We start from the raw sequence: 17,257 nt of genomic DNA on the forward strand, positions 1-17,257 counted from the left end.
GCCCGCCGTACTTCGACTTCCAGTTGTAGAAGGTCGCATCGCTGATCCCGTGCTTTCGGCAAAGGTCCGGCGTCTTCACGCCAGCCTCATGCTCCCGCAGCACCCCAATGATCTGATCCTCGGTAAATCGGCTTCGCCGCATCGCTCGTCTCCATCTGACGAGCTAACTTACCAATGGCATGAATTCTGGGGAGCAGGTCACTGCTTGGATGAGATAAAAATGTACATTGTTCCGGCTGCAAATTTAAATCGCCCCGATAGTGATCGAAGACATGCAAAATTCTGCCAGCCAAATTTTTCGTGCAAAATCAATAGCGTAGAAATTTGACGGCCTCGAGGGCGGCTTATCTTCGTCTGTGCGAGAATTTCTGTTGGAAAATCAAACTGCTACATGCGAAAAAACAATCGAGTGGGAATGATCGGGACCCGAAATCATGCGGGGCATGATTTCGGCCCGGTCGTTCGGCGCCGGAAGGCGCCGCCGCGATGAGCGCGCCGACGCTCTATTCCTGCTTCGACTTCCGTTTCGCCTCCGAGATTGCGCTGGGGGAACTGACGCCGGCGGCAGAGGGCGATGACCGGCCGGTCGTGACGATCCGCTGCGGCCCGGTCGCCGATCCGGCCGAAGGCGATGATAGTGGCTGGGGCCTCCACCGCGAGGGAGACAGCGTGACGCTGCGGGTGGCAAGGGTCGGGCGCTATCGCATGACCGGAGGCCGCGAGATCATCGTCGACCCGTTGCCGGGCGCGAGCGCGTGCAACGTGCGGCTGTTCCTGCTCGGATCGGCGCTCGGGGTACTCGCCTATCAGCGCGGCCTGCTGCCGCTGCACGCCAATGCAGTGGTGATCGACGGGCGCGCGCACGCCTTCTGCGGGCCGTCGGGGGCCGGCAAGTCCACGCTGGCGGCGCATTTCTCGGCCGCCGGTCATGCCGTGCTGTGCGATGACGTCTGCGCGGTGTCGTTCGACGCGGAGGGGAAACCCAGGGCCTGGCCTGGCTTGCCGCGCCTCAAGCTGTGGCGGGACGCCGCCGATCGGATGGGCCATGACATCGCCACGCTCGACCGCGCGATCGAGGGGATGGACAAATATCACGTCACCCTTCCGCGTGCGGTGGTCGCGGCGCCGGTTCCGCTGGCGAGGCTGTATCTGCTGGGACGGGTCGAGGCCGCCGATGGGGCCCGCATCGAACGGCTGCGCGGCGCGGCGGCGATGGAGGTGGTGATGGCGAACAGCTATCGCCCCGGCTACGTCCGCCAACTGGGGCTCGCGGGCGATCATTTCGCGGCGTGCGGCGCACTCGCCAGGCATGCGGCCATATTCCATGCCCGGCGGGACTGGGGGTTCGACGTGTTCGCGCGCGAGGCGGCGCGGCTGGTCGAGCATGCGCGGAGCGCCGCCGCATGACGCCCGGCCCGGCGACCGCAGCGGATTGTGCCGCTACGATTGCGCTGTGGCGCGCGTGCGGGCTGACGCGACCGTGGAACGATCCGGAGAGCGATTTCCGCCGGGCGATCGAAGGTACCACCTCCGCCGTGCTGATCGTGCGCGAGAGCGATGCCATCGCCGGCGCCGTGATGGTCGGATATGACGGGCATCGCGGCTGGGTCTATTATCTCGCGGTCGCGCCGGACCGGCGGCGCGGCGGCTTCGGCCGGATGCTGATGGCGGCGGCGGAGGCTTGGCTGGTGGAGCAAGGCGCGCCGAAGATCCAGCTGATGGTTCGCGACGACAATCAGGATGCCGCCGCCTTCTATGCCGCGCTCGGCTTCGAACGGCAGGCGGTGGCGACCTGGGGACGATTCATCGACGGGACGGGCACATGACGATCCACCTCTACGGCATTCCCAATTGCGACACGGTCAAGAAGGCGCGGCAGTGGCTCGACGGCCGGGGCGTCGCGTACAGCTTCCATAACTACAAGACCGAAGGCGCTGACCCGGCCCGGCTCGCTGCCTGGGCCGATGCGTTGGGGTGGGAGGTGCTGCTCAACCGCGCCGGGACGACATTTCGCAAGCTCGACGAGGGCGACCGCGCGGATATCGATCGCGAGAAGGCGCTGGCGCTGATGGCCGCGCATCCATCGCTCATCAAGCGACCCGTGGTCGAGCATCCGGGGGGTGTCACGGTCGGGTTCAAGCCCGAACGTTATGAGGCGGTCTTCGCTTGAGTTCGGCGCTGGTGCGGTTGCGCGATTCGCGATAGCTTCCTCGCTGTAAGCGAGGGAGGGTTTTCCAGCATGATCGGTTCGATCCGTCAGGCGCCGCGGACTTGGTTCTGGGTGGTGGCTATCGTCCTGCTGCTTTGGGGCGCGATGGGATGCTATGCCTGTTTTCAGCAGTTTCGTCTGGGGGCGGAGGCGATGGGGCCGGCGAGCGATTATGACCGCGCGCTCTATGCGTCGCTACCCGCCTGGTACAACTGGATCTACGCCGTCGCGGTGGGCGCGGGATTCCTCGGCAGCGTGGCGTTGCTGCTGCGATCGGGTGCCGCCCGGACGCTGTACCTCATCTCCCTGATCGCGGTGCTCATCCAGTTCGGCTGGCTGTTCGCCACCAGCGACATCGTCGCGGCGAAGGGGGCGGGCGTCGTGCTGCCCTTCCCGATCTTCATTGCCTGCGTCGCCGTGTTCCAGATCTGGTTTGCCGGCATGGCATCGCGGCGCGGCTGGATCGGCTAGACCGTCCGCTTCGCGAGGCGTAGAGCGCCGGGCATGTCCACCACCTTCACGATCGATACGGCGACTAGCCGCGCGACCCCGACCCCGGCGCCGATGAAGCGGCTGACCGTGCCGGCGATCCAGGCCCGCAAGGGCGGTGAACCGATCGTGATGCTGACGGCCTATACCGCCCGAATGGCGCAACTGCTTGATGCGCAGTGCGACATGCTGCTGGTTGGAGACAGCCTGGGACAGGTGATCTACGGCCTGCCGTCGACCCTTCCCGTCACGCTCGACATGATGTGCGCGCACGGCGCGGCGGTGGTGCGCGGCAGCTATCACGCGGTCGTCATCGTCGATATGCCTTTCGGCAGCTACGAAGGGTCGCCCGAACAGGCCTTCGCCAGCGCCTCGCGGATCATGGCCGAAACGGGCGCGGCCGGCGTCAAGCTGGAGGGCGGCGAGGCGATGGCGGAGACCGTCGCTTTCCTCAGTCGCCGCGGCATTCCGGTGTGCGGGCACGTCGGGCTGACGCCGCAGGCGGTCAACGCGCTCGGCGGCTATGGCGCACGCGGCCGCAGCGATGCCGAGCACGCCAAGATCCTGTCGGATGCGAAGGCGGTGGCTGAGGCGGGCGCTTTCGCGATCGTCGCCGAAGGAGTGATCGAGCCGCTGGCGAAGGAAATAGTCGCCGGCGTCGGCTGTCCGGTGATCGGCATCGGCGCGTCGGCCGAATGCGACGGCCAGGTGCTGGTGACCGAGGACATGCTCGGCCTGTTCGAACGCACCCCGCGCTTCGTGAAGACCTATGAGGACATGGCCGGCCGTATTTCCGCCGCGGTCGCCGCCTATGCCGGGGAAGTGCGGTCGCGCAGCTTTCCCGGACCCGAGCAGGTCTATCGCCCGAAGGCCTGATTGCCGGATCCCGAACCGCTTCCGTTTCGTCCGTCGCGCGGCTAAGGAATGCCGCCGTTCCCTTGGAGTGACCCGTCTTGGCGCTGACCCCGCAATCCAACGAAGCCTTTCTGCGCGAGGTCGATGAGGAACTGCGTCGCGACGAGGCGGTGGCGTTCTGGAAACGCTGGGGCAAGTTGCTGATCGCCGCGATCGTGCTGGGCCTGCTGGGCTTGGCCGGGTGGCTGTGGTGGGGCTCGCACCGCGAAGGCCGCGCCGGGGAGCAGGGCGAACGGTTCAACCAGGCGATCGAGGCGCTGTCGGCGAACCAGCCCGAGAAGTCGGCGCCGATCCTCGCCGATCTCGCGAAGTCGGGTACGCCCGGATACCGCGCCCTGTCCAAATACACCCAGGCCGATATCGCGCTCCAGAAGGACGACCTGAAGGGCGCCGCCGCGTTGTTCGCGGAAGTCGCAAACGATAGTTCCGCCGCACAGCCGTTGCGCGATCTCGCGCTGGTGCGTCAGACGACCGCCGAATATGACACGCTCCAGCCGCAGGCGGTGATCGACCGTCTGCGCCCGCTGGCGGTGAAGGGCCAGCCATGGTTCGGATCTGCCGGCGAGATGACCGCCGTCGCGCATCTGCGGATGGGGCGCAAGGATCTCGCCGGGCGCCTGTTCGGTGAGCTCGCGCGTGATGAAACCGTGCCGTCGTCGATCCGTCAACGCGCCGTTCAGATGGCGGGTGTTCTTGGCGTCGATGCCGTCGACCAGACTGAATCCAAGGAAAAGACTGCGGGATGAGGAAGTTCGTTACCACCACGGCCATGATCGCGATCGCCGCGACGCTCGGCGGCTGCGGCATCTTCAAGGGCGGCGACCGCAAGACGCCGGTTCTCGGCGAGCGCGTACCGATCCTGATGACCGAGAATTCGATCGCGGTCGACGCGACGATCGCGGGGATCGAGGTGGTTCTGCCGCCCGCCGCGACCAATGCGGAATGGGCCCAGCCGGGCGGCAATGCGTCGAAGTCGATGGGCCATGTCGCGCTGGCGGCGAGCCCCGCGCGGGCGTGGAGCGCGAGCATCCCGGGCGGCGACAAGCGCGCGCGGCTTGCGGCGGCCCCGGTCGTCTCCGATGGCAAGCTGTTCGTCAGCGACACGACCGGCACCGTCCGCGCCTATGACGCCGGCACCGGCGCCGCTTTGTGGACGCGCTCCACCGTGGCCGCCGACGGCAACAATCCCGCCCGCTTCGGCGGCGGCGTGAGCGTGGAGGGGGGCAAGGCCTTCGCCACCAACGGGCTGGGCGACGTCGTCGCGCTCGACGCGGCGAGTGGCAACGAGCTGTGGCGCGCCAAGCCGGGCGGGCCGCTGCGCGGGGCGCCGACGCTCGCGAACGGCCAGCTGTATGTGCTGAGCCAGGACAACCAGTTGTTTGCGCTCGACCAGACCGACGGCAAGGTGGCGTGGACCGTCTCCGCCAGCCTCGAATCGCAGGGCGTGTTCGGTGTCGCCGCGCCGGCCGCGGGGCAGGGCACGCTGGTTGCCGGCTTCTCGTCGGGCGAACTCAACGCCTATCGTTACGAGAACGGCCGCACCCTGTGGGCCGACGCACTGTCTCGCTCGATGATGTCGACCAGCGTGTCGGCGCTGTCGGATATCGATGCCGAGCCGGTGATCGACCAGGGCCGTGCCTATGCGATCGGCCAGGGCGGGCGCATGATCGCGCTCGACGTGCTGACCGGCCAGCGACTGTGGGAACAGAATCTGGCCGGAATCTCTACGCCGTGGGTGGCGGGCGAGTGGATCTTCGTCGTGACCGACGATGCGCGCCTGATCTGCCTGGCGCGGGCCAGCGGCAAGATCCGCTGGATCAGCCAGTTGCGCAGGTTCCGCGTGGAAAAGCAGAAGACCCAGAAGGATCCGGTGTCGTGGGTCGGCCCGGTGCTGGCCGGCGACCGGCTGTGGCTGGCGAATTCGCTGGGCGAGATCGTCGCGGCCTCGCCGACCGACGGTCAGGTGCAGACGACGATGGGCGCGAAGGGTGCGTTCGGGCTGTCGCCGGTCGTCGCCAACGGCACGCTCTATTTGCTGAGCGACGAGGGCACGCTGACCGCCTATCGGTGATGCCGTCGGCGATGGGGCGCGACATTTGCTGCGGGGCGCGGTAGGGGGACGGCCATGTCCCGTCCCACCGTTGCCATTATCGGCCGTCCCAATGTCGGTAAATCGACGCTGTTCAACCGGCTCGTCGGCAAGCGGCTGGCGCTGGTCGACGACCAGCCTGGCGTGACGCGCGACCGGCGCGAGGGCGACGCGACGTTGCTCGGCATGGAATTCCGGATCGTCGATACCGCGGGTTTCGAGGACAAGGACGTCGCCACCCTGCCGGGCCGGATGCGCGTGCAGACCGAGGCCGCGGTAGAGGATGCCGACGTCGCGCTCTTCATGGTCGATGCGCGCGCGGGGCTGGTGCCGCTCGACGAGGAGATTGCGCGGTGGCTGCGCGGGTCCGCCACGCCGGTGGTGCTGGTCGCCAACAAGGCCGAGGGCCGGGCCGGCGATACCGGGGTGATCGAGGCCATGGCGCTGGGTTTCGGCGACCCGGTGCAGCTGTCCGCCGAACATGGCGAAGGCATCGTCGAGCTGTTCGAGGCGCTGCGGCCCCACGTCGAACGCGACGACGAGGAGATCGAGGAAGCTGACGACGAATCCGAGGATGCGCCGCTGAAGCTGGCGATCGTCGGCCGGCCGAACGCCGGCAAGTCGACGCTCATCAACCGTATCCTGGGCCAGGACCGGCTTATCACCGGGCCGGAAGCCGGGATCACCCGCGATTCGATCGCGATCGATTGGACCTGGACCGACGGCGAGGGCCGCGAGCGCGCGGTGCGGCTGATCGACACCGCCGGCATGCGCAAGAAGGCGCGGGTCGAGGAAAAGCTGGAAAAGCTGTCGGTGATGGACGCGCTGCGTGCGATCGATTTCGCCGAGGTGGTCGTGCTGCTGCTCGATGCGACTCGCGGGCTGGAGGTGCAGGACCTCAAGATCGCCGACCGGGCGCTGCAGGAAGGGCGCGCGCTGGTGATCGCGCTGAACAAATGGGACGTGGCGGAAAATGCCTCGTCACTGTTCAACGGCGTGAAGGGTGCTCTCGACGAGGGGCTGGCGCAGGTGCGCGGCGTGCCGCTGCTCACCGTGTCGGGGGCGACGGGCAAGGGCATCGACGTGCTCCTCAAAGCCGCGTTCGAGACCCGCGAGGCCTGGTCGCGGCGTGTATCGACCGGCCAGCTCAATCGCTGGTTCGAACGCGCGATAGAGGCTAATCCGCCACCCGCTCCCGGCGGCAAGCGGATCAAGCCGCGCTATGTCACCCAGGTGAAGACCCGTCCGCCCAGCTTCGTGCTGTTCGGAACGCGGGTGGATCAGTTGCCGGAAAGCTATCGCCGCTACCTCGTCAACGGCTTGCGCCGTGAATTTGATTTTGGCGCGGTGCCGGTGCGGCTGACGATGCGCGCACCGAAGAACCCGTTCGACCGCGATCGCGACGCGACGTGATCCATATAGACGCGCGGGGCCTGCGCTGTCCGTGGCCGGCGCTGCGGCTGGCGCGGGCGCTGCGCGAGGGGGCGGGGACGGTCGAGGTGCTGGCCGATGACCCCGTCGCGCCCGGCGAGCTGGCGGCGGTGGCGACCGCGCATGGCCTGGTCGTCGAGCAGCTTGGCCAGGACCGATTTCGCGTCGCCGCGACGAATGCTGTCAACCCGCTGTTTACCGCCGTGCGCTAGGTGCGGTCCGACGCGAGCCGATGGTCGGCCCCGCGCGGAGTGGGACATATGGCGGTCGCTACATCGGGTGGATCGTTGATCGACTGGAACATGCTGGCGGCTGCCCGGATCGAGCTGGGCGCGAATTTCGTGCGGATTCTCGGTTATTTCCGTGAGGATGGCGAGAAATCCGTGGCGGCGATCGAGGCGGCGATGCGTGCCGGCGACGCGGCAGCCCTTGTGATCCCCGCCCATACCTTGAAGGGCGAATCCGCGCAGTTCGGCGCCGAGCAACTGTCCGCCGCCGCCGAAGCGATCGAGCTGATCGCGCGTGACTGCGTCGAGAATCGCGACGGACCCGAACAGGCGCTTGAACATGTCGTCGGTCTGCGGGCGCTGTTCCAGGAAACGCTCACCCTGCTCGAACGCGAGACGAGCCCGCTGATGGAGCGCCGTCCGGCCTTCGGGAAGCGGGCGGCCGGCGATTTGCGTTAGCAAATCGCGGACTCGCCCCGGCGGGCAGCGGGACCGGCGCAGCCGATCCCGTCTGACGGCGGGGCGTTTGAAATTGACCCCGCCTTAGCAGGCTTCAAACCGACACGGCTCGCGCGCGGCCGGAGGTCATGCGAGTCGCGCGGCAGCCTGCCGCGCGCCGACTTCAGTCGTGCTCGGCCTTCGCGTTGAGCTGGATGTAGTTCTCCATGCCCATGCGCTCGATCATCTCGAACTGGCGTTCGAGCGTATCGACATGCTCCTCTTCGCTCTCGAGGATCGCGCGGAACAGGTCGCGGCTGACGTAATCGCGGACGCTCTCGCAATGCTCGATCGCGTCGCGCAACTGCGCGCATGCCTCCACCTCCAGCTCCAGATCGCCCTTCAGAGCCTCCTCGACGGTCTCGCCGATACGCAGGCGGCCGAGCAGCTGGAAATTGGGCAGCCCGTCGAGGAACAGGACGCGCTCCGCCAGCTGGTCGGCGTGCTTCATCTCGTCGATCGATTCCTCGCGCTCGAACTTGGCGAGCTTGTAGACGCCCCAATGGTCGAACAGCCGGTAGTGCAGCCAATATTGATTGATCGCGGTCAGCTCGTTCTTGAGTGCCTCATTGAGGAACTCGATGACCTTGGGGTCGCCCTTCATGTGTCACGTCCTTGATGGAATTTCAGACGCGATGATAGCCGTTCGCCGGCGATGCGAACAGCTGGAAAATGGCGGATTTCTGCGGTTTTCAGGTTGTGCGAATGCTACGCAGCAGCGCGCTCTGAATCGATAATCGATCGCGCGAACGGAACGCACTGGCCGCATTTCGCCTGCTTGCCGCAGGCGGCATAGGCCTGACACGCGCTCATCGCACCGGCGCGCGCGGCTTCGCGCACCTCACGCTCGCGGATGGCATTGCAAACGCATACGACCATCGAGACACCCTCGCTCCAATATCGCCTGACTAGCGATACTGCGAGGAATTCGCAATACCAATTGCGTCTTAGTCGCAATAAATGCGGTGGGCCGATCGTGGCGGTCAGGCCGGTGCCAGCGCGCCGCCGCGAATCGACTGGACCGATCCGCGCGCAAGCGTCCGCCACAGCCATTCGAACGGGCCGAAGCGGAAACGCTCCAACCACGGCTTCGACCACAGCAGCATCAGCGCCCACATGCCGAACACCGCCAGATACAGCTCGGCGCGCGATAATTCGCCGTAAAGGCCGAAGCCATAGCCGGAAAACAGCGTGGTCATCAGGATGCTGGTCATCAGGTAATTGGTGAACGCCATTCGCCCGGCCGCCGCGATCCGCGCGGTCAGCATGCCGCCGGGGCGTATCAGCAGTACGATCAGCGCCGCCCAGCCGAGAATCATCAGCGGCCGCACCGGCGTGGACAGGGCCATCACCCCCACGACGACGGCGGACATGCTGAAGTCGGCCGACAGCATGTACCAGGCGATAGCGCCATAGACGGGAATGCCGATGCCGAACCCGATAGCCAGCCATTTGACATAGCGGGCGCGGCTCCATGCGCCGGTCAGCATGCCCGACCGGAACGCCGCCATGCCCAACAGGAAATAGCCGAGCGTTTCCATCGTGAAGTACATCGCGTTGAAGAACACGCTGTAGCGCGTATGCTCGAACTCGGCGGTGACCATCGTCCAATAGCCGGCGTGATGGTTCGCCATCTGCTCGGCGATCCACGCGGCGGGAGGGATGCCGAAGCCCTTGCTGAACTCCGCGAGCTGCTTCGCACGCTCGGCGGCGGGCATGTCGCCCAGGCCGTTTTCGAGCGCATGGACCGAGCCCGCGAGCCCGGCCATCAGCAGCGTCTGCAGCGCGACGAGGATGCAGCCGACCACGACCAGCGTCTTCACTTTCGTGTTGCGGAAAAAGAAGGCGATCATGCCGACCAGCGCATAGTGGTTGAGGATGTCGCCCCACCAGATGAACCACAAGTGGATCAGGCCGAACACCAGCAGCCACACCATCCGGCTGTAGTGGACCAGCGCGGCGCTCTCGCCCTTCGCGGTCGCCCGGTCGATCACCAGCAGCGTGGAGGCGCCGAACAGGAAGCTGAACAGCCCGCGCATCTTGCCGTCGAACATCACGAAGTTGAACAGGTAGACGGCAAGGTCGAGCCCCGCCGCGCCGCCCTGCGCCAGCGGGTTCATGTACGCCGGCCCGATCAGCCCGAAGCCGACGATGTTCATCAGCAATATGCCCATCACCGCGACGCCGCGGATGGCGTCGAGCGTCAGGAATCGGTCGCCGGCGCCGGCAGTGTTCGTGGTCGCCATATGTCCCCCAGGATTGGCGTGTAGCCTGACTGTAAACCGCCGGATCGCAAGCGCCAATCTCTCGACCGTCATTCCCCGCGAAGACGGCAATCGATAGTCGTTAAACGAGAGGGCGGCGTCGGAAGGCCAGCCGGAATGGTTGCCCGCCTCGCGGGGATGACGGTCGCCAGGATCAGCGCAATTCCTTGCGGATCACCAGCTTGAGGCCCGACCACACCGCGTCGACCGCGCACACTTTCACGTCGACCAGCCCGATCGGCAGTGCGACCTCGCGGATCGTGTCCTCGGTGATGTCCGTCGGCACTTTCGACGCCTTTTTGGGCCACGACACCCAGATGAAGCCGTCGCTGACGATCTGCTTGCGCCACATGGCCAGGCTTCGTTCAAGGTCGGACCGCGCGATCACAAAGACATGAACGGCGTCGAGCCCATCCAGATTATCCGGATCGATCGCGATGTTCGGCTCGACTGAATGGATCTCATCGTACACGGAATCCGGCATCGCATCGAACCACGCGCGCATACCGGGTTTCAGACCCAGCTTTCTCGCCAGCGGTGTTCCCGAATAGCCCGTGCTCACGCCGCGACCGTCGCCGACCCCATCAATTCGGGAAAGAAGCGCTCGTGAGCGGTGCGCAGATCGTCGAGCTTCACGCAGAAATCACTGTCGCGCGTTTCGAATACCAGTCGCCCGGCGATCGTCCGCCCGATCCGCTCGACCTCGACACCGGCGGCGGTCGAGGCGTGGAGGAAGTCGTTGAGGTGCGCGTCATCGACGGTCGCGACGTACAGCCCCTGATCCTCGGCGAAATAGGTCGCCGCGACCCCGGCCGGGGTCGGCATCGCGATCATCGCGCCGATCCCGCCGGCCAGCGCCATTTCAGCGATAGCCACCGCCAGCCCGCCGTCGGACACGTCGTGGACGGCGGTCAGCGCCTCCTTGCCGATCCAGGTGCGGACGAAATCGCCGGTGCGGCGCTCGGCGGCGAGATCGACGCGTGGCGGGGGTCCGTCCTCGCGGCCCTTCACCTCGCGCAGCCACAGCGACTGGCCGAGGTCGCCGCGCGGGCGGCCGATCAGGACGATCACGTCGCCCGTGCCCTTGAACCCGATCGTCGCCGATTTCGACCAGTCGGCGAGCAGGCCGACGCCGCCGATCGCGGGCGTGGGCAGGATAGCGGAGCCGCCACCGGTCGCCTTGCTTTCGTTGTAGAGGCTGACGTTGCCGCTGACGATCGGGAAGTCCAGCGCGCGGCATGCCTCGGCCATCCCCTCGATACAGCCGACGAACTGGCCCATGATCTCGGGCCGCTGGGGGTTGGCGAAATTCATGCAGTCGGTCGCGCCGAGCGGCGTCGCGCCGACCGCCGTCAGGTTGCGCCACGTCTCGGCGATCGCCTGTTTCCCGCCCTCGACCGGATCGGCGAAGCAATAGCGCGGGGTGCAGTCGGTCGCGATCGCCAGCCCTTTGCGCGTGCCGTGGACCCGCACCACCGCCGCGTCGCCGCCGGGACGCTGGACGGTGTCGCCGCCGACCATGTGGTCATATTGTTCCCAGATCCAGCGGCGGCTGGCGAGATCGGGCGAGGCCATCAGCGTCAGCAGGTCGGCCGCCAGATCGTCGCTTTCCGGCGCATCGACGATCGCCGGCCGCGGCGGTGTCGGCACCCAGGGGCGGTCATAGGCCGGTGCTTCGTCGGCGAGTGGACCGAGCGGGATGTCGGCAACCGTCTCGCCCTGCCACTTGAGGACCATGCGACCGGTATCGGTGACGCGGCCGATTACGGCGAAATCGAGTTCCCACTTGCGGAAGATCGCCTCTGCAAAGGCCTCGCGACCGGGCTTCAGCACCATCAGCATGCGCTCCTGCGACTCGCTGAGCATCATCTCGTATGGCGTCATGCCGGTTTCGCGCTGGGGGACATCGTCCATCACCAGCTCGATGCCGACGCCGCCCTTGGACGCCATCTCGACGCTGGACGAGGTGAGGCCTGCCGCGCCCATGTCCTGGATGGCGACGATCGCGTCGGACGCCATCAGTTCCAGACATGCCTCGATCAGCAATTTTTCGGTGAAGGGGTCACCGACCTGCACGGTGGGCCGCTTGGCGTCGGCGTCCTCGCCGAAATCTGCCGATGCCATCGTCGCGCCGTGGATACCGTCGCGCCCGGTCTTTGAGCCGACATAGACGATCGGATTGCCGATGCCCGACGCCGCCGAATAGAATATCCTGTCGGTCTGGGCGACGCCGACCGTCATCGCGTTGACCAGGATGTTGCCGTTATAGGTGGGATGGAAATTCGTCTCGCCGCCGACCGTCGGCACGCCGACGCAGTTGCCATATCCGCCGATGCCGTGGACGACACCCGAGATGAGATGCCGCATCTTCGGATGGTCGGGCGATCCGAACCGCAGTGCGTTCATGTTGGCGACGGGCCGCGCACCCATGGTGAAAACGTCGCGCAGGATGCCGCCGACGCCGGTTGCCGCGCCCTGATAGGGCTCGATGTACGACGGGTGGTTGTGGCTCTCCATCTTGAACACGGCGCACTGGCCCCGCCCTTGTTCATCCGGGCCGATGTCGACGATGCCGGCGTTCTCTCCGGGGCCGCAGATCACCTGCGGGCCGGTGGTCGGCAGCTTCTTGAGGTGGATGCGGCTGGACTTGTAGCTGCAATGCTCGGACCACATCACCGAGAAGATGCCGAGTTCGGTGAGGTTCGGCTCGCGCCCCATGGCGTGCAGGACACGCTCATATTCCTCGGGGGACAGGCCGTGTTCGGCGACGATCTCTGGAGTGATTCCGCTCATGTCCGCGCCCTTTAGACAGGACGCGCGCCTTCGTCACCTCACGAACCATCGCCTGTTAACCGTGGCGCGCTAGCCAGGTGGAATGAACCCCCATCTCCCCTATCTGCCGGCGACGTGGCAATGCGACCTGTCGGACGAATCCCTGCTGTGGAGCGACGGCGTCTACGCGCTGTTCGGGCTCGATCGTGCGCGGCGGCCCGATCGCGGCGCGACGGTCGCCATGTACGATCCCGAATCGCGCGGCCTGCTGGAGCCGCGGCGGCGCAAGGCGATCGCCAGCGCCGGGGCCTTCACCTTCGAGGCGCGGATCATCCGGCCGGACGGCGACGCACGCTGGATGCGCATATCCGCCGACACGCAGGTGACGAACGGCCGCGTCACCCACCTCTACGGCACCAAACAGGATATCACGTCCGAGATGACGGAGCGGCTCAGCGCCCTGTGATCTTGTCGACCAGCACCTTGACCGCGCCGCCGGTCAGGCCCTCGAACAGATCCTCGGGTTCTTCGGGATCGAGTACTTCGTTGTCCGCGATCCACGCCTCGACCGCCGACAGATCGGGCACCAGATAGTCGCGCAGTGTGCGGCGCGGCCCGCGCAAGCCTTCGATCGTCGCGATCAGCGATCCGGTATCCGCCAGCCGTGCTTCGATCTCGTCGACGCCGACATCCAGATGCTCGGCGATCAGGCCGTCGCGGATGCGGGCGATGCAGGCGGTGGTGGCGTCGTCGCCCGCCTCGATCGCGACATCGCATTCGCTGTCGAGCCGCATCGATCGATTGTTGAGGTTCGACGAGCCGACCCGCAGGATCCGGTCGTCCACCACCAGAACCTTGGCGTGTACGTAGATCGCCTGACCGGCAGCGGTGTAGGGGGTGTAGAGGCGGAAGCGGCGATGCCGGTCGCGCCGTCGGATCGCCTCGACCAGCCGCGCACGGGCGGTGTCCATCGCCAGCGGCTCCAGCCAGCCTTCGGCCGTCTCGGGGTTGACCACGACGATTTCCGGCCCGTCCGGCTCGTCTAGCCGCTTCGCGATCGCCGACGCGATCTTGCGCGACGCGAAATACTGGCTCTCGGCATAAATGTACCGCTTCGCCGAAGCGATGGCGGCGAGATACAGCGCCTCGATCTCGTACACCGGGTCTTCGTCGGGCATTTTGGGCAGCGTGCGCGCGACGGCGACGCCCACGTTGCTGAAATCGACCGGGAGCCCGTCGGGCCAGCAGCCCTCCACCGGTGGCGGCGGAGCGAGAGGGGCGCCGCCCGCGTGCGCCCATTTGTCGCGCGCCATATCCCCCAGCACGCGCGCGATCGGGCCCTGCAAGGCGGTGGTCGCGTCGTGCCACGGGCCATAGGGTTCGCCGCCCGGCAGCACGCGCAGCCGATCGTCGTCGTGGTGGGCGCGCGTGTCCCAGCGTCCGGCGGTCATGTCGATGCCGCCGCAAAAGGCGATGCAATCGTCGATCACCACCACCTTCTGGTGATGCGATCCGCCGGTCGGGTGATGGCCGTCGAGCTTCGCGTGGATGCGCGGATCGCGCACCCAGTCGAGCATCGTGAACAGCGTTCGGCCGCGAAACAGCGACTTCAACGCGCCGACGTCCCAGCGCAGCAGGTGGACGTTCAGGTCGGGCGTGCGTTCGACCAGCCAGCTGATGAAATCGCCGACAGCTTCCGGGCCGTCGTCGGCGGGCGGCTCGTCGCCGCATAGCCGGATGCGCGCGTCGAAATCCCAGCCGATCAGCAGGATCTGGTGCTTGGCCGACAGCATCGCGGCGCGGGCGGCGCGGAAATAATCGTCGGCATCGACGATCACGGTGGCGCGTGTCGCCCGCTCGATCCGCCAGCATGTCTCGCCGGGGACCAGGACGGGTGATGCGTTCACAAAATCTCGCGGACGCGCTCGGGCGGGCGGCCCAGGCGGACGCCCTTGTCGGTTTCGACCAGCGGGCGCTCGATCGTCGCCGGATCGGCGGCCATCAGGTCCAGCGCGGCATCGTCATCGGCGACCTTGGGCGCATCCTTGCGCAGCCCGTCGCGCGGGGCGATGCCGGCACGCGCATAGAGCCGGGCGAGTTCTTCGCGTGACGGCGGGGCCTTGAGATACTCGACCACCGTCACGTCGACGCCAGCCTTCTCCAGGATCGCCAGCGTCTCCCGCGATTTGGAACAGCGCGGATTGTGCCAGATCGTCGCCTTCACGGGGCTACCTCGCTCGCCTCATAGAGTTGCAGATCGGGCGGGCTGGCCGCGAGCGTCGCCAGCGCCTTGCCGAACGCGCGGGATTCGGGGACGACGAAATGCGCCCGAAGCGCCGCCATGTCGGTCCAGCACTCGACGAAGACCAGCCGTAGCGGGTCCTCGCAATCAACGTGCACGGCGTGGCTGATGCAGCCCGGCTCCATCCGTGACCGCGCGACATGCTCCTGCGACAGGCGCAGCACCTCGTCCAGGCTGTCGGGCCGGGCGCGGACGGAACCGGTCACCAGGATCATTCGGCGTCCTGCTTAGCCAGCCATTCCTCCAGCCACTTGATCGTGTAGGCCCCCTCCTGAAACTCGGGGTCGTCGAGCAGCGCCTGGTGGAGCGGGATCGTCGTCGTCACGCCGTCGATGACGAATTCCTCCAGCGCGCGGCGCAGCCGGCGCAGCGCTCCGGCGCGGGTGGTGCCATAGACGATCAGCTTGGCGATCATGCTGTCGTAATAGGGCGGGATGCGATAGCCGGCGTACAGGCCGCTATCGACGCGCACATGCATGCCGCCCGGCGCGTGATAGCCCTTCACCAGACCCGGCGACGGCGCGAAGGTGCGCGGATGCTCGGCGTTGATGCGGCATTCGATCGCGTGGCCGCGGAACACGACGTCCTCCTGACGCAGCGTCAGCGGCTCGCCCTCGGCGATGCGGATCTGTTCGCGGACGAGATCTAGCCCGGTGATCGCCTCGGTCACCGGATGCTCGACCTGCAGGCGAGTATTCATCTCGATGAAGTAGAACTCGCCGTCTTCCCACAGGAATTCGATCGTACCGGCACCGCGATAGGCCATGTCGGCCATCGCCCTGGCGCATACCCCGCCGATCCGTGTGCGTTCTTCGGCGGACAGGACGGGGGAGGGGGCTTCCTCCAGTACCTTCTGGTGGCGGCGCTGGAGCGAGCAGTCACGCTCGCCCAGATGGATCGCATTGCCGTTGCCGTCGCCGAACACCTGGATTTCGATGTGGCGCGGGTTGCCGAGGTATTTCTCGATATAGACGGTCGCGTCGCCGAAGGCGGCCTTCGCCTCGCTGCCCGCCTGCGCCATCAGGGTTTCGAGCTGGTCCGGGCTCGTGCACACCTTCATTCCGCGCCCGCCGCCGCCCGACGCCGCCTTGATGATGACCGGGTAGCCGATCGTCTCCGCGAGCCGGGCTGCCTCCGCCGGATCGCTTACCGCGCCGTCCGATCCCGGGACCAGCGGCAGGCCGAGCGCGCCGGCGGTACGCTTCGCCTCCACCTTGTCGCCCATCGTGCGGATATGTTCGGGCTTGGGGCCGACGAAGATCAGGCCGTGGCTCTCGACGATCTCGGCGAAGCGCGCGTTCTCGCTCAGGAAGCCGTATCCGGGATGGATCGCGTCGGCACCGGAGATTTCGGCGGCCGAGATGATGTTGGGGATGTTGAGATAGCTGTCCGACGCGGCGGGCGGGCCGATGCACACCGCTTCGTCCGCCAGCCGGACGTGCATCGCGTCGGCATCGGCGGTCGAATGCACCGCGACCGTCTTGATCCCCATTTCGTGGCATGCGCGGTGGATGCGCAGCGCGATCTCGCCGCGGTTGGCGATCAGGAGTTTGCTGATCTTCCGCATTATTCGACGACGACGAGCGGCTGGTCGAATTCGACGGGCTGGCCGTTCTCCACCAGGATCGCCTTGACGGTGCCGGCCGATGGGGCAGTGATCGGGTTCATCACCTTCATCGCCTCGACGATCAGCAGCGTGTCGCCGGCCGCGACGGACTGGCCGATGCTCACGAAATTCTTCGCCTCGGGATTGGCGGCCAGATAGGCGGTGCCGACCATCGGCGACTTGACGGCGTTGGCGGTCGCAGCGGTTGCACCCGCATCGGCGGGGCCGGCGGCGGGTGCGGCGATCGGCGCAGCTGTCGCGACCGGCGGCGGAGCATAGGCGACCGGCGCCGGAGCCGCGGTCGCCTGGCGCGCGACGCGCACCTTGCGGTCGCCGTCCTCGACCTCGATCTCGGTCAGTTGCGTCTCGTCGAGCACCTGCGCCAACTGGCGGACCAGCTCGATATCGACGTGCATCCCGCCGTTCTTGTTGTCTTTTTCGCTCATCTGCCCCTC

The 17,257-nt window shown here is 66.8% G+C and carries 22 protein-coding genes; 11 read left to right on the forward strand and 11 right to left on the reverse strand.

The features are described 5' to 3' along the window. A partial coding sequence (locus tag VYI76_RS06265; RefSeq protein ID WP_326523881.1) for a transposase occupies positions 1-142 on the reverse strand: 142 nt, incomplete at its 3' end. A 344-nt stretch (positions 143-486) separates the two neighbouring features. Here VYI76_RS06265 and VYI76_RS06270 point away from each other — a divergent pair. The 10 genes from VYI76_RS06270 to VYI76_RS06315 all read left to right on the forward strand — a co-directional run bounded on the left by VYI76_RS06270 (position 487) and on the right by VYI76_RS06315 (position 7,819). Continuing rightward, the gene (locus VYI76_RS06270; protein WP_326523922.1) at positions 487-1,407 is read left to right on the forward strand and encodes a hypothetical protein; all 921 of its coding nucleotides are present in this window, start codon (positions 487-489) and stop codon (positions 1,405-1,407) included. After that, on the forward strand, positions 1,404-1,826 hold the full coding sequence (locus VYI76_RS06275; protein WP_326523923.1) for a GNAT family acetyltransferase: 423 nt from the start codon (positions 1,404-1,406) through the stop codon (positions 1,824-1,826). Before VYI76_RS06270 ends, VYI76_RS06275 begins: the two co-directional genes overlap by 4 nt. Then, entirely contained in the window at positions 1,823-2,170 is a 348-nt protein-coding gene (locus tag VYI76_RS06280; RefSeq protein ID WP_326523924.1) for an ArsC family reductase, read from the forward strand. The genes VYI76_RS06275 and VYI76_RS06280 overlap by 4 nt, the downstream gene beginning before the upstream one ends. A 69-nt stretch (positions 2,171-2,239) precedes the next feature. After that, a complete protein-coding gene (locus tag VYI76_RS06285) occupies positions 2,240-2,680 on the forward strand; it encodes a hypothetical protein (protein ID WP_326523925.1) in 441 nt (146 codons plus the stop codon). A gap of 33 nt (positions 2,681-2,713) precedes the next feature. Then, positions 2,714-3,574 carry a 3-methyl-2-oxobutanoate hydroxymethyltransferase gene (panB, locus tag VYI76_RS06290; protein WP_326523926.1) on the forward strand — a complete coding sequence of 287 codons (861 nt, stop codon included), beginning with the start codon at positions 2,714-2,716 and terminating at the stop codon, positions 3,572-3,574. 77 nt (positions 3,575-3,651) lie between these two features. Then, a complete protein-coding gene (locus VYI76_RS06295; protein ID WP_326523927.1) occupies positions 3,652-4,359 on the forward strand; it encodes a tetratricopeptide repeat protein in 708 nt (235 codons plus the stop codon). Then, entirely contained in the window at positions 4,356-5,684 is a 1,329-nt protein-coding gene (locus tag VYI76_RS06300) for a PQQ-like beta-propeller repeat protein (protein ID WP_326523928.1), read from the forward strand. The genes VYI76_RS06295 and VYI76_RS06300 overlap by 4 nt, the downstream gene beginning before the upstream one ends. A gap of 54 nt (positions 5,685-5,738) precedes the next feature. Then, a complete protein-coding gene (der, locus tag VYI76_RS06305) occupies positions 5,739-7,115 on the forward strand; it encodes a ribosome biogenesis GTPase Der (protein WP_326523929.1) in 1,377 nt (458 codons plus the stop codon). Continuing rightward, positions 7,112-7,345, forward strand: a complete 234-nt coding sequence (locus tag VYI76_RS06310; protein ID WP_326523930.1) for a sulfurtransferase TusA family protein — start codon at positions 7,112-7,114, stop codon at positions 7,343-7,345. The genes der and VYI76_RS06310 overlap by 4 nt, the downstream gene beginning before the upstream one ends. Before the next feature lie 48 nt (positions 7,346-7,393). Then, a complete protein-coding gene (locus VYI76_RS06315) occupies positions 7,394-7,819 on the forward strand; it encodes an Hpt domain-containing protein (protein ID WP_326523931.1) in 426 nt (141 codons plus the stop codon). Positions 7,820-7,982: 163 nt separating this feature from the next. Here the strand turns inward: VYI76_RS06315 and bfr are convergent, their stop codons facing one another. From bfr to purL, 5 genes are all read right to left on the reverse strand, one after another. Then, entirely contained in the window at positions 7,983-8,462 is a 480-nt protein-coding gene (bfr, locus tag VYI76_RS06320) for a bacterioferritin (protein ID WP_326523932.1), read from the reverse strand. 104 nt (positions 8,463-8,566) lie between these two features. Then, positions 8,567-8,737 (reverse strand): (2Fe-2S)-binding protein, encoded by a 171-nt coding sequence (locus VYI76_RS06325; protein ID WP_326523933.1) that lies wholly within the window; start codon positions 8,735-8,737, stop codon positions 8,567-8,569. Positions 8,738-8,841: 104 nt separating this feature from the next. Continuing rightward, positions 8,842-10,104, reverse strand: coding sequence for a DUF418 domain-containing protein (locus VYI76_RS06330; RefSeq protein WP_326523934.1), 1,263 nt, complete (start codon positions 10,102-10,104; stop codon positions 8,842-8,844). 172 nt (positions 10,105-10,276) lie between these two features. Then, the gene (locus tag VYI76_RS06335) at positions 10,277-10,684 is read right to left on the reverse strand and encodes a DUF3052 family protein (RefSeq protein ID WP_326523935.1); all 408 of its coding nucleotides are present in this window, start codon (positions 10,682-10,684) and stop codon (positions 10,277-10,279) included. Beyond that, entirely contained in the window at positions 10,681-12,915 is a 2,235-nt protein-coding gene (gene purL / locus VYI76_RS06340; protein WP_326523936.1) for a phosphoribosylformylglycinamidine synthase subunit PurL, read from the reverse strand. The genes VYI76_RS06335 and purL overlap by 4 nt, the downstream gene beginning before the upstream one ends. A gap of 82 nt (positions 12,916-12,997) precedes the next feature. On the opposite strand from purL, the gene VYI76_RS06345 reads away from it, so the two are divergent. Continuing rightward, positions 12,998-13,360 (forward strand): PAS domain-containing protein, encoded by a 363-nt coding sequence (locus tag VYI76_RS06345; RefSeq protein WP_326523937.1) that lies wholly within the window; start codon positions 12,998-13,000, stop codon positions 13,358-13,360. Here VYI76_RS06345 and VYI76_RS06350 read toward each other — a convergent pair. From VYI76_RS06350 to accB, 5 genes are read right to left on the reverse strand one after another with little or no spacing between them, the layout of a single operon-like run. Further along, positions 13,347-14,801, reverse strand: coding sequence for a phospholipase D-like domain-containing protein (locus VYI76_RS06350; protein WP_326523938.1), 1,455 nt, complete (start codon positions 14,799-14,801; stop codon positions 13,347-13,349). The two genes, VYI76_RS06345 and VYI76_RS06350, sit on opposite strands and share 14 nt — an antisense overlap. Beyond that, the gene (locus tag VYI76_RS06355) at positions 14,798-15,118 is read right to left on the reverse strand and encodes an arsenate reductase family protein (protein ID WP_326523939.1); all 321 of its coding nucleotides are present in this window, start codon (positions 15,116-15,118) and stop codon (positions 14,798-14,800) included. Before VYI76_RS06355 ends, VYI76_RS06350 begins: the two co-directional genes overlap by 4 nt. Beyond that, positions 15,115-15,411 carry a putative quinol monooxygenase gene (locus VYI76_RS06360; RefSeq protein WP_326523940.1) on the reverse strand — a complete coding sequence of 99 codons (297 nt, stop codon included), beginning with the start codon at positions 15,409-15,411 and terminating at the stop codon, positions 15,115-15,117. Before VYI76_RS06360 ends, VYI76_RS06355 begins: the two co-directional genes overlap by 4 nt. After that, positions 15,408-16,763, reverse strand: a complete 1,356-nt coding sequence (gene accC / locus VYI76_RS06365) for an acetyl-CoA carboxylase biotin carboxylase subunit (RefSeq protein ID WP_326523941.1) — start codon at positions 16,761-16,763, stop codon at positions 15,408-15,410. The genes VYI76_RS06360 and accC overlap by 4 nt, the downstream gene beginning before the upstream one ends. Next, on the reverse strand, positions 16,763-17,248 hold the full coding sequence (gene accB / locus VYI76_RS06370) for an acetyl-CoA carboxylase biotin carboxyl carrier protein (RefSeq protein ID WP_326523942.1): 486 nt from the start codon (positions 17,246-17,248) through the stop codon (positions 16,763-16,765). Before accB ends, accC begins: the two co-directional genes overlap by 1 nt. Positions 17,249-17,257 lie beyond the last annotated feature (9 nt).

This window comes from Sphingomonas sp. (assembly GCF_035910975.1).
GTDB lineage: Bacteria > Pseudomonadota > Alphaproteobacteria > Sphingomonadales > Sphingomonadaceae > Sphingomonas.

Excerpts from the sequence above, each read along its gene's own strand:
- VYI76_RS06270 (WP_326523922.1), top strand. The coding sequence starts at position 487 with ATGAGCGCGCCGACGCTCTATTCCTGCTTCGACTTCCGTTTCGCCTCC.
- VYI76_RS06275 (WP_326523923.1), top strand. The coding sequence starts at position 1,404 with ATGACGCCCGGCCCGGCGACCGCAGCGGATTGTGCCGCTACGATTGCG.
- VYI76_RS06280 (WP_326523924.1), top strand. The coding sequence starts at position 1,823 with ATGACGATCCACCTCTACGGCATTCCCAATTGCGACACGGTCAAGAAG.
- VYI76_RS06285 (WP_326523925.1), top strand. The coding sequence starts at position 2,240 with ATGATCGGTTCGATCCGTCAGGCGCCGCGGACTTGGTTCTGGGTGGTG.
- panB (WP_326523926.1), top strand. The coding sequence starts at position 2,714 with ATGTCCACCACCTTCACGATCGATACGGCGACTAGCCGCGCGACCCCG.
- VYI76_RS06300 (WP_326523928.1), top strand. The coding sequence starts at position 4,356 with ATGAGGAAGTTCGTTACCACCACGGCCATGATCGCGATCGCCGCGACG.
- der (WP_326523929.1), top strand. The coding sequence starts at position 5,739 with ATGTCCCGTCCCACCGTTGCCATTATCGGCCGTCCCAATGTCGGTAAA.
- VYI76_RS06315 (WP_326523931.1), top strand. The coding sequence starts at position 7,394 with ATGGCGGTCGCTACATCGGGTGGATCGTTGATCGACTGGAACATGCTG.
- bfr (WP_326523932.1), bottom strand. The coding sequence starts at position 8,462 with ATGAAGGGCGACCCCAAGGTCATCGAGTTCCTCAATGAGGCACTCAAG.
- VYI76_RS06325 (WP_326523933.1), bottom strand. The coding sequence starts at position 8,737 with ATGGTCGTATGCGTTTGCAATGCCATCCGCGAGCGTGAGGTGCGCGAA.
- VYI76_RS06330 (WP_326523934.1), bottom strand. The coding sequence starts at position 10,104 with ATGGCGACCACGAACACTGCCGGCGCCGGCGACCGATTCCTGACGCTC.
- purL (WP_326523936.1), bottom strand. The coding sequence starts at position 12,915 with ATGAGCGGAATCACTCCAGAGATCGTCGCCGAACACGGCCTGTCCCCC.
- VYI76_RS06345 (WP_326523937.1), top strand. The coding sequence starts at position 12,998 with ATGAACCCCCATCTCCCCTATCTGCCGGCGACGTGGCAATGCGACCTG.
- VYI76_RS06360 (WP_326523940.1), bottom strand. The coding sequence starts at position 15,411 with ATGATCCTGGTGACCGGTTCCGTCCGCGCCCGGCCCGACAGCCTGGAC.
- accC (WP_326523941.1), bottom strand. The coding sequence starts at position 16,763 with ATGCGGAAGATCAGCAAACTCCTGATCGCCAACCGCGGCGAGATCGCG.
- accB (WP_326523942.1), bottom strand. The coding sequence starts at position 17,248 with ATGAGCGAAAAAGACAACAAGAACGGCGGGATGCACGTCGATATCGAG.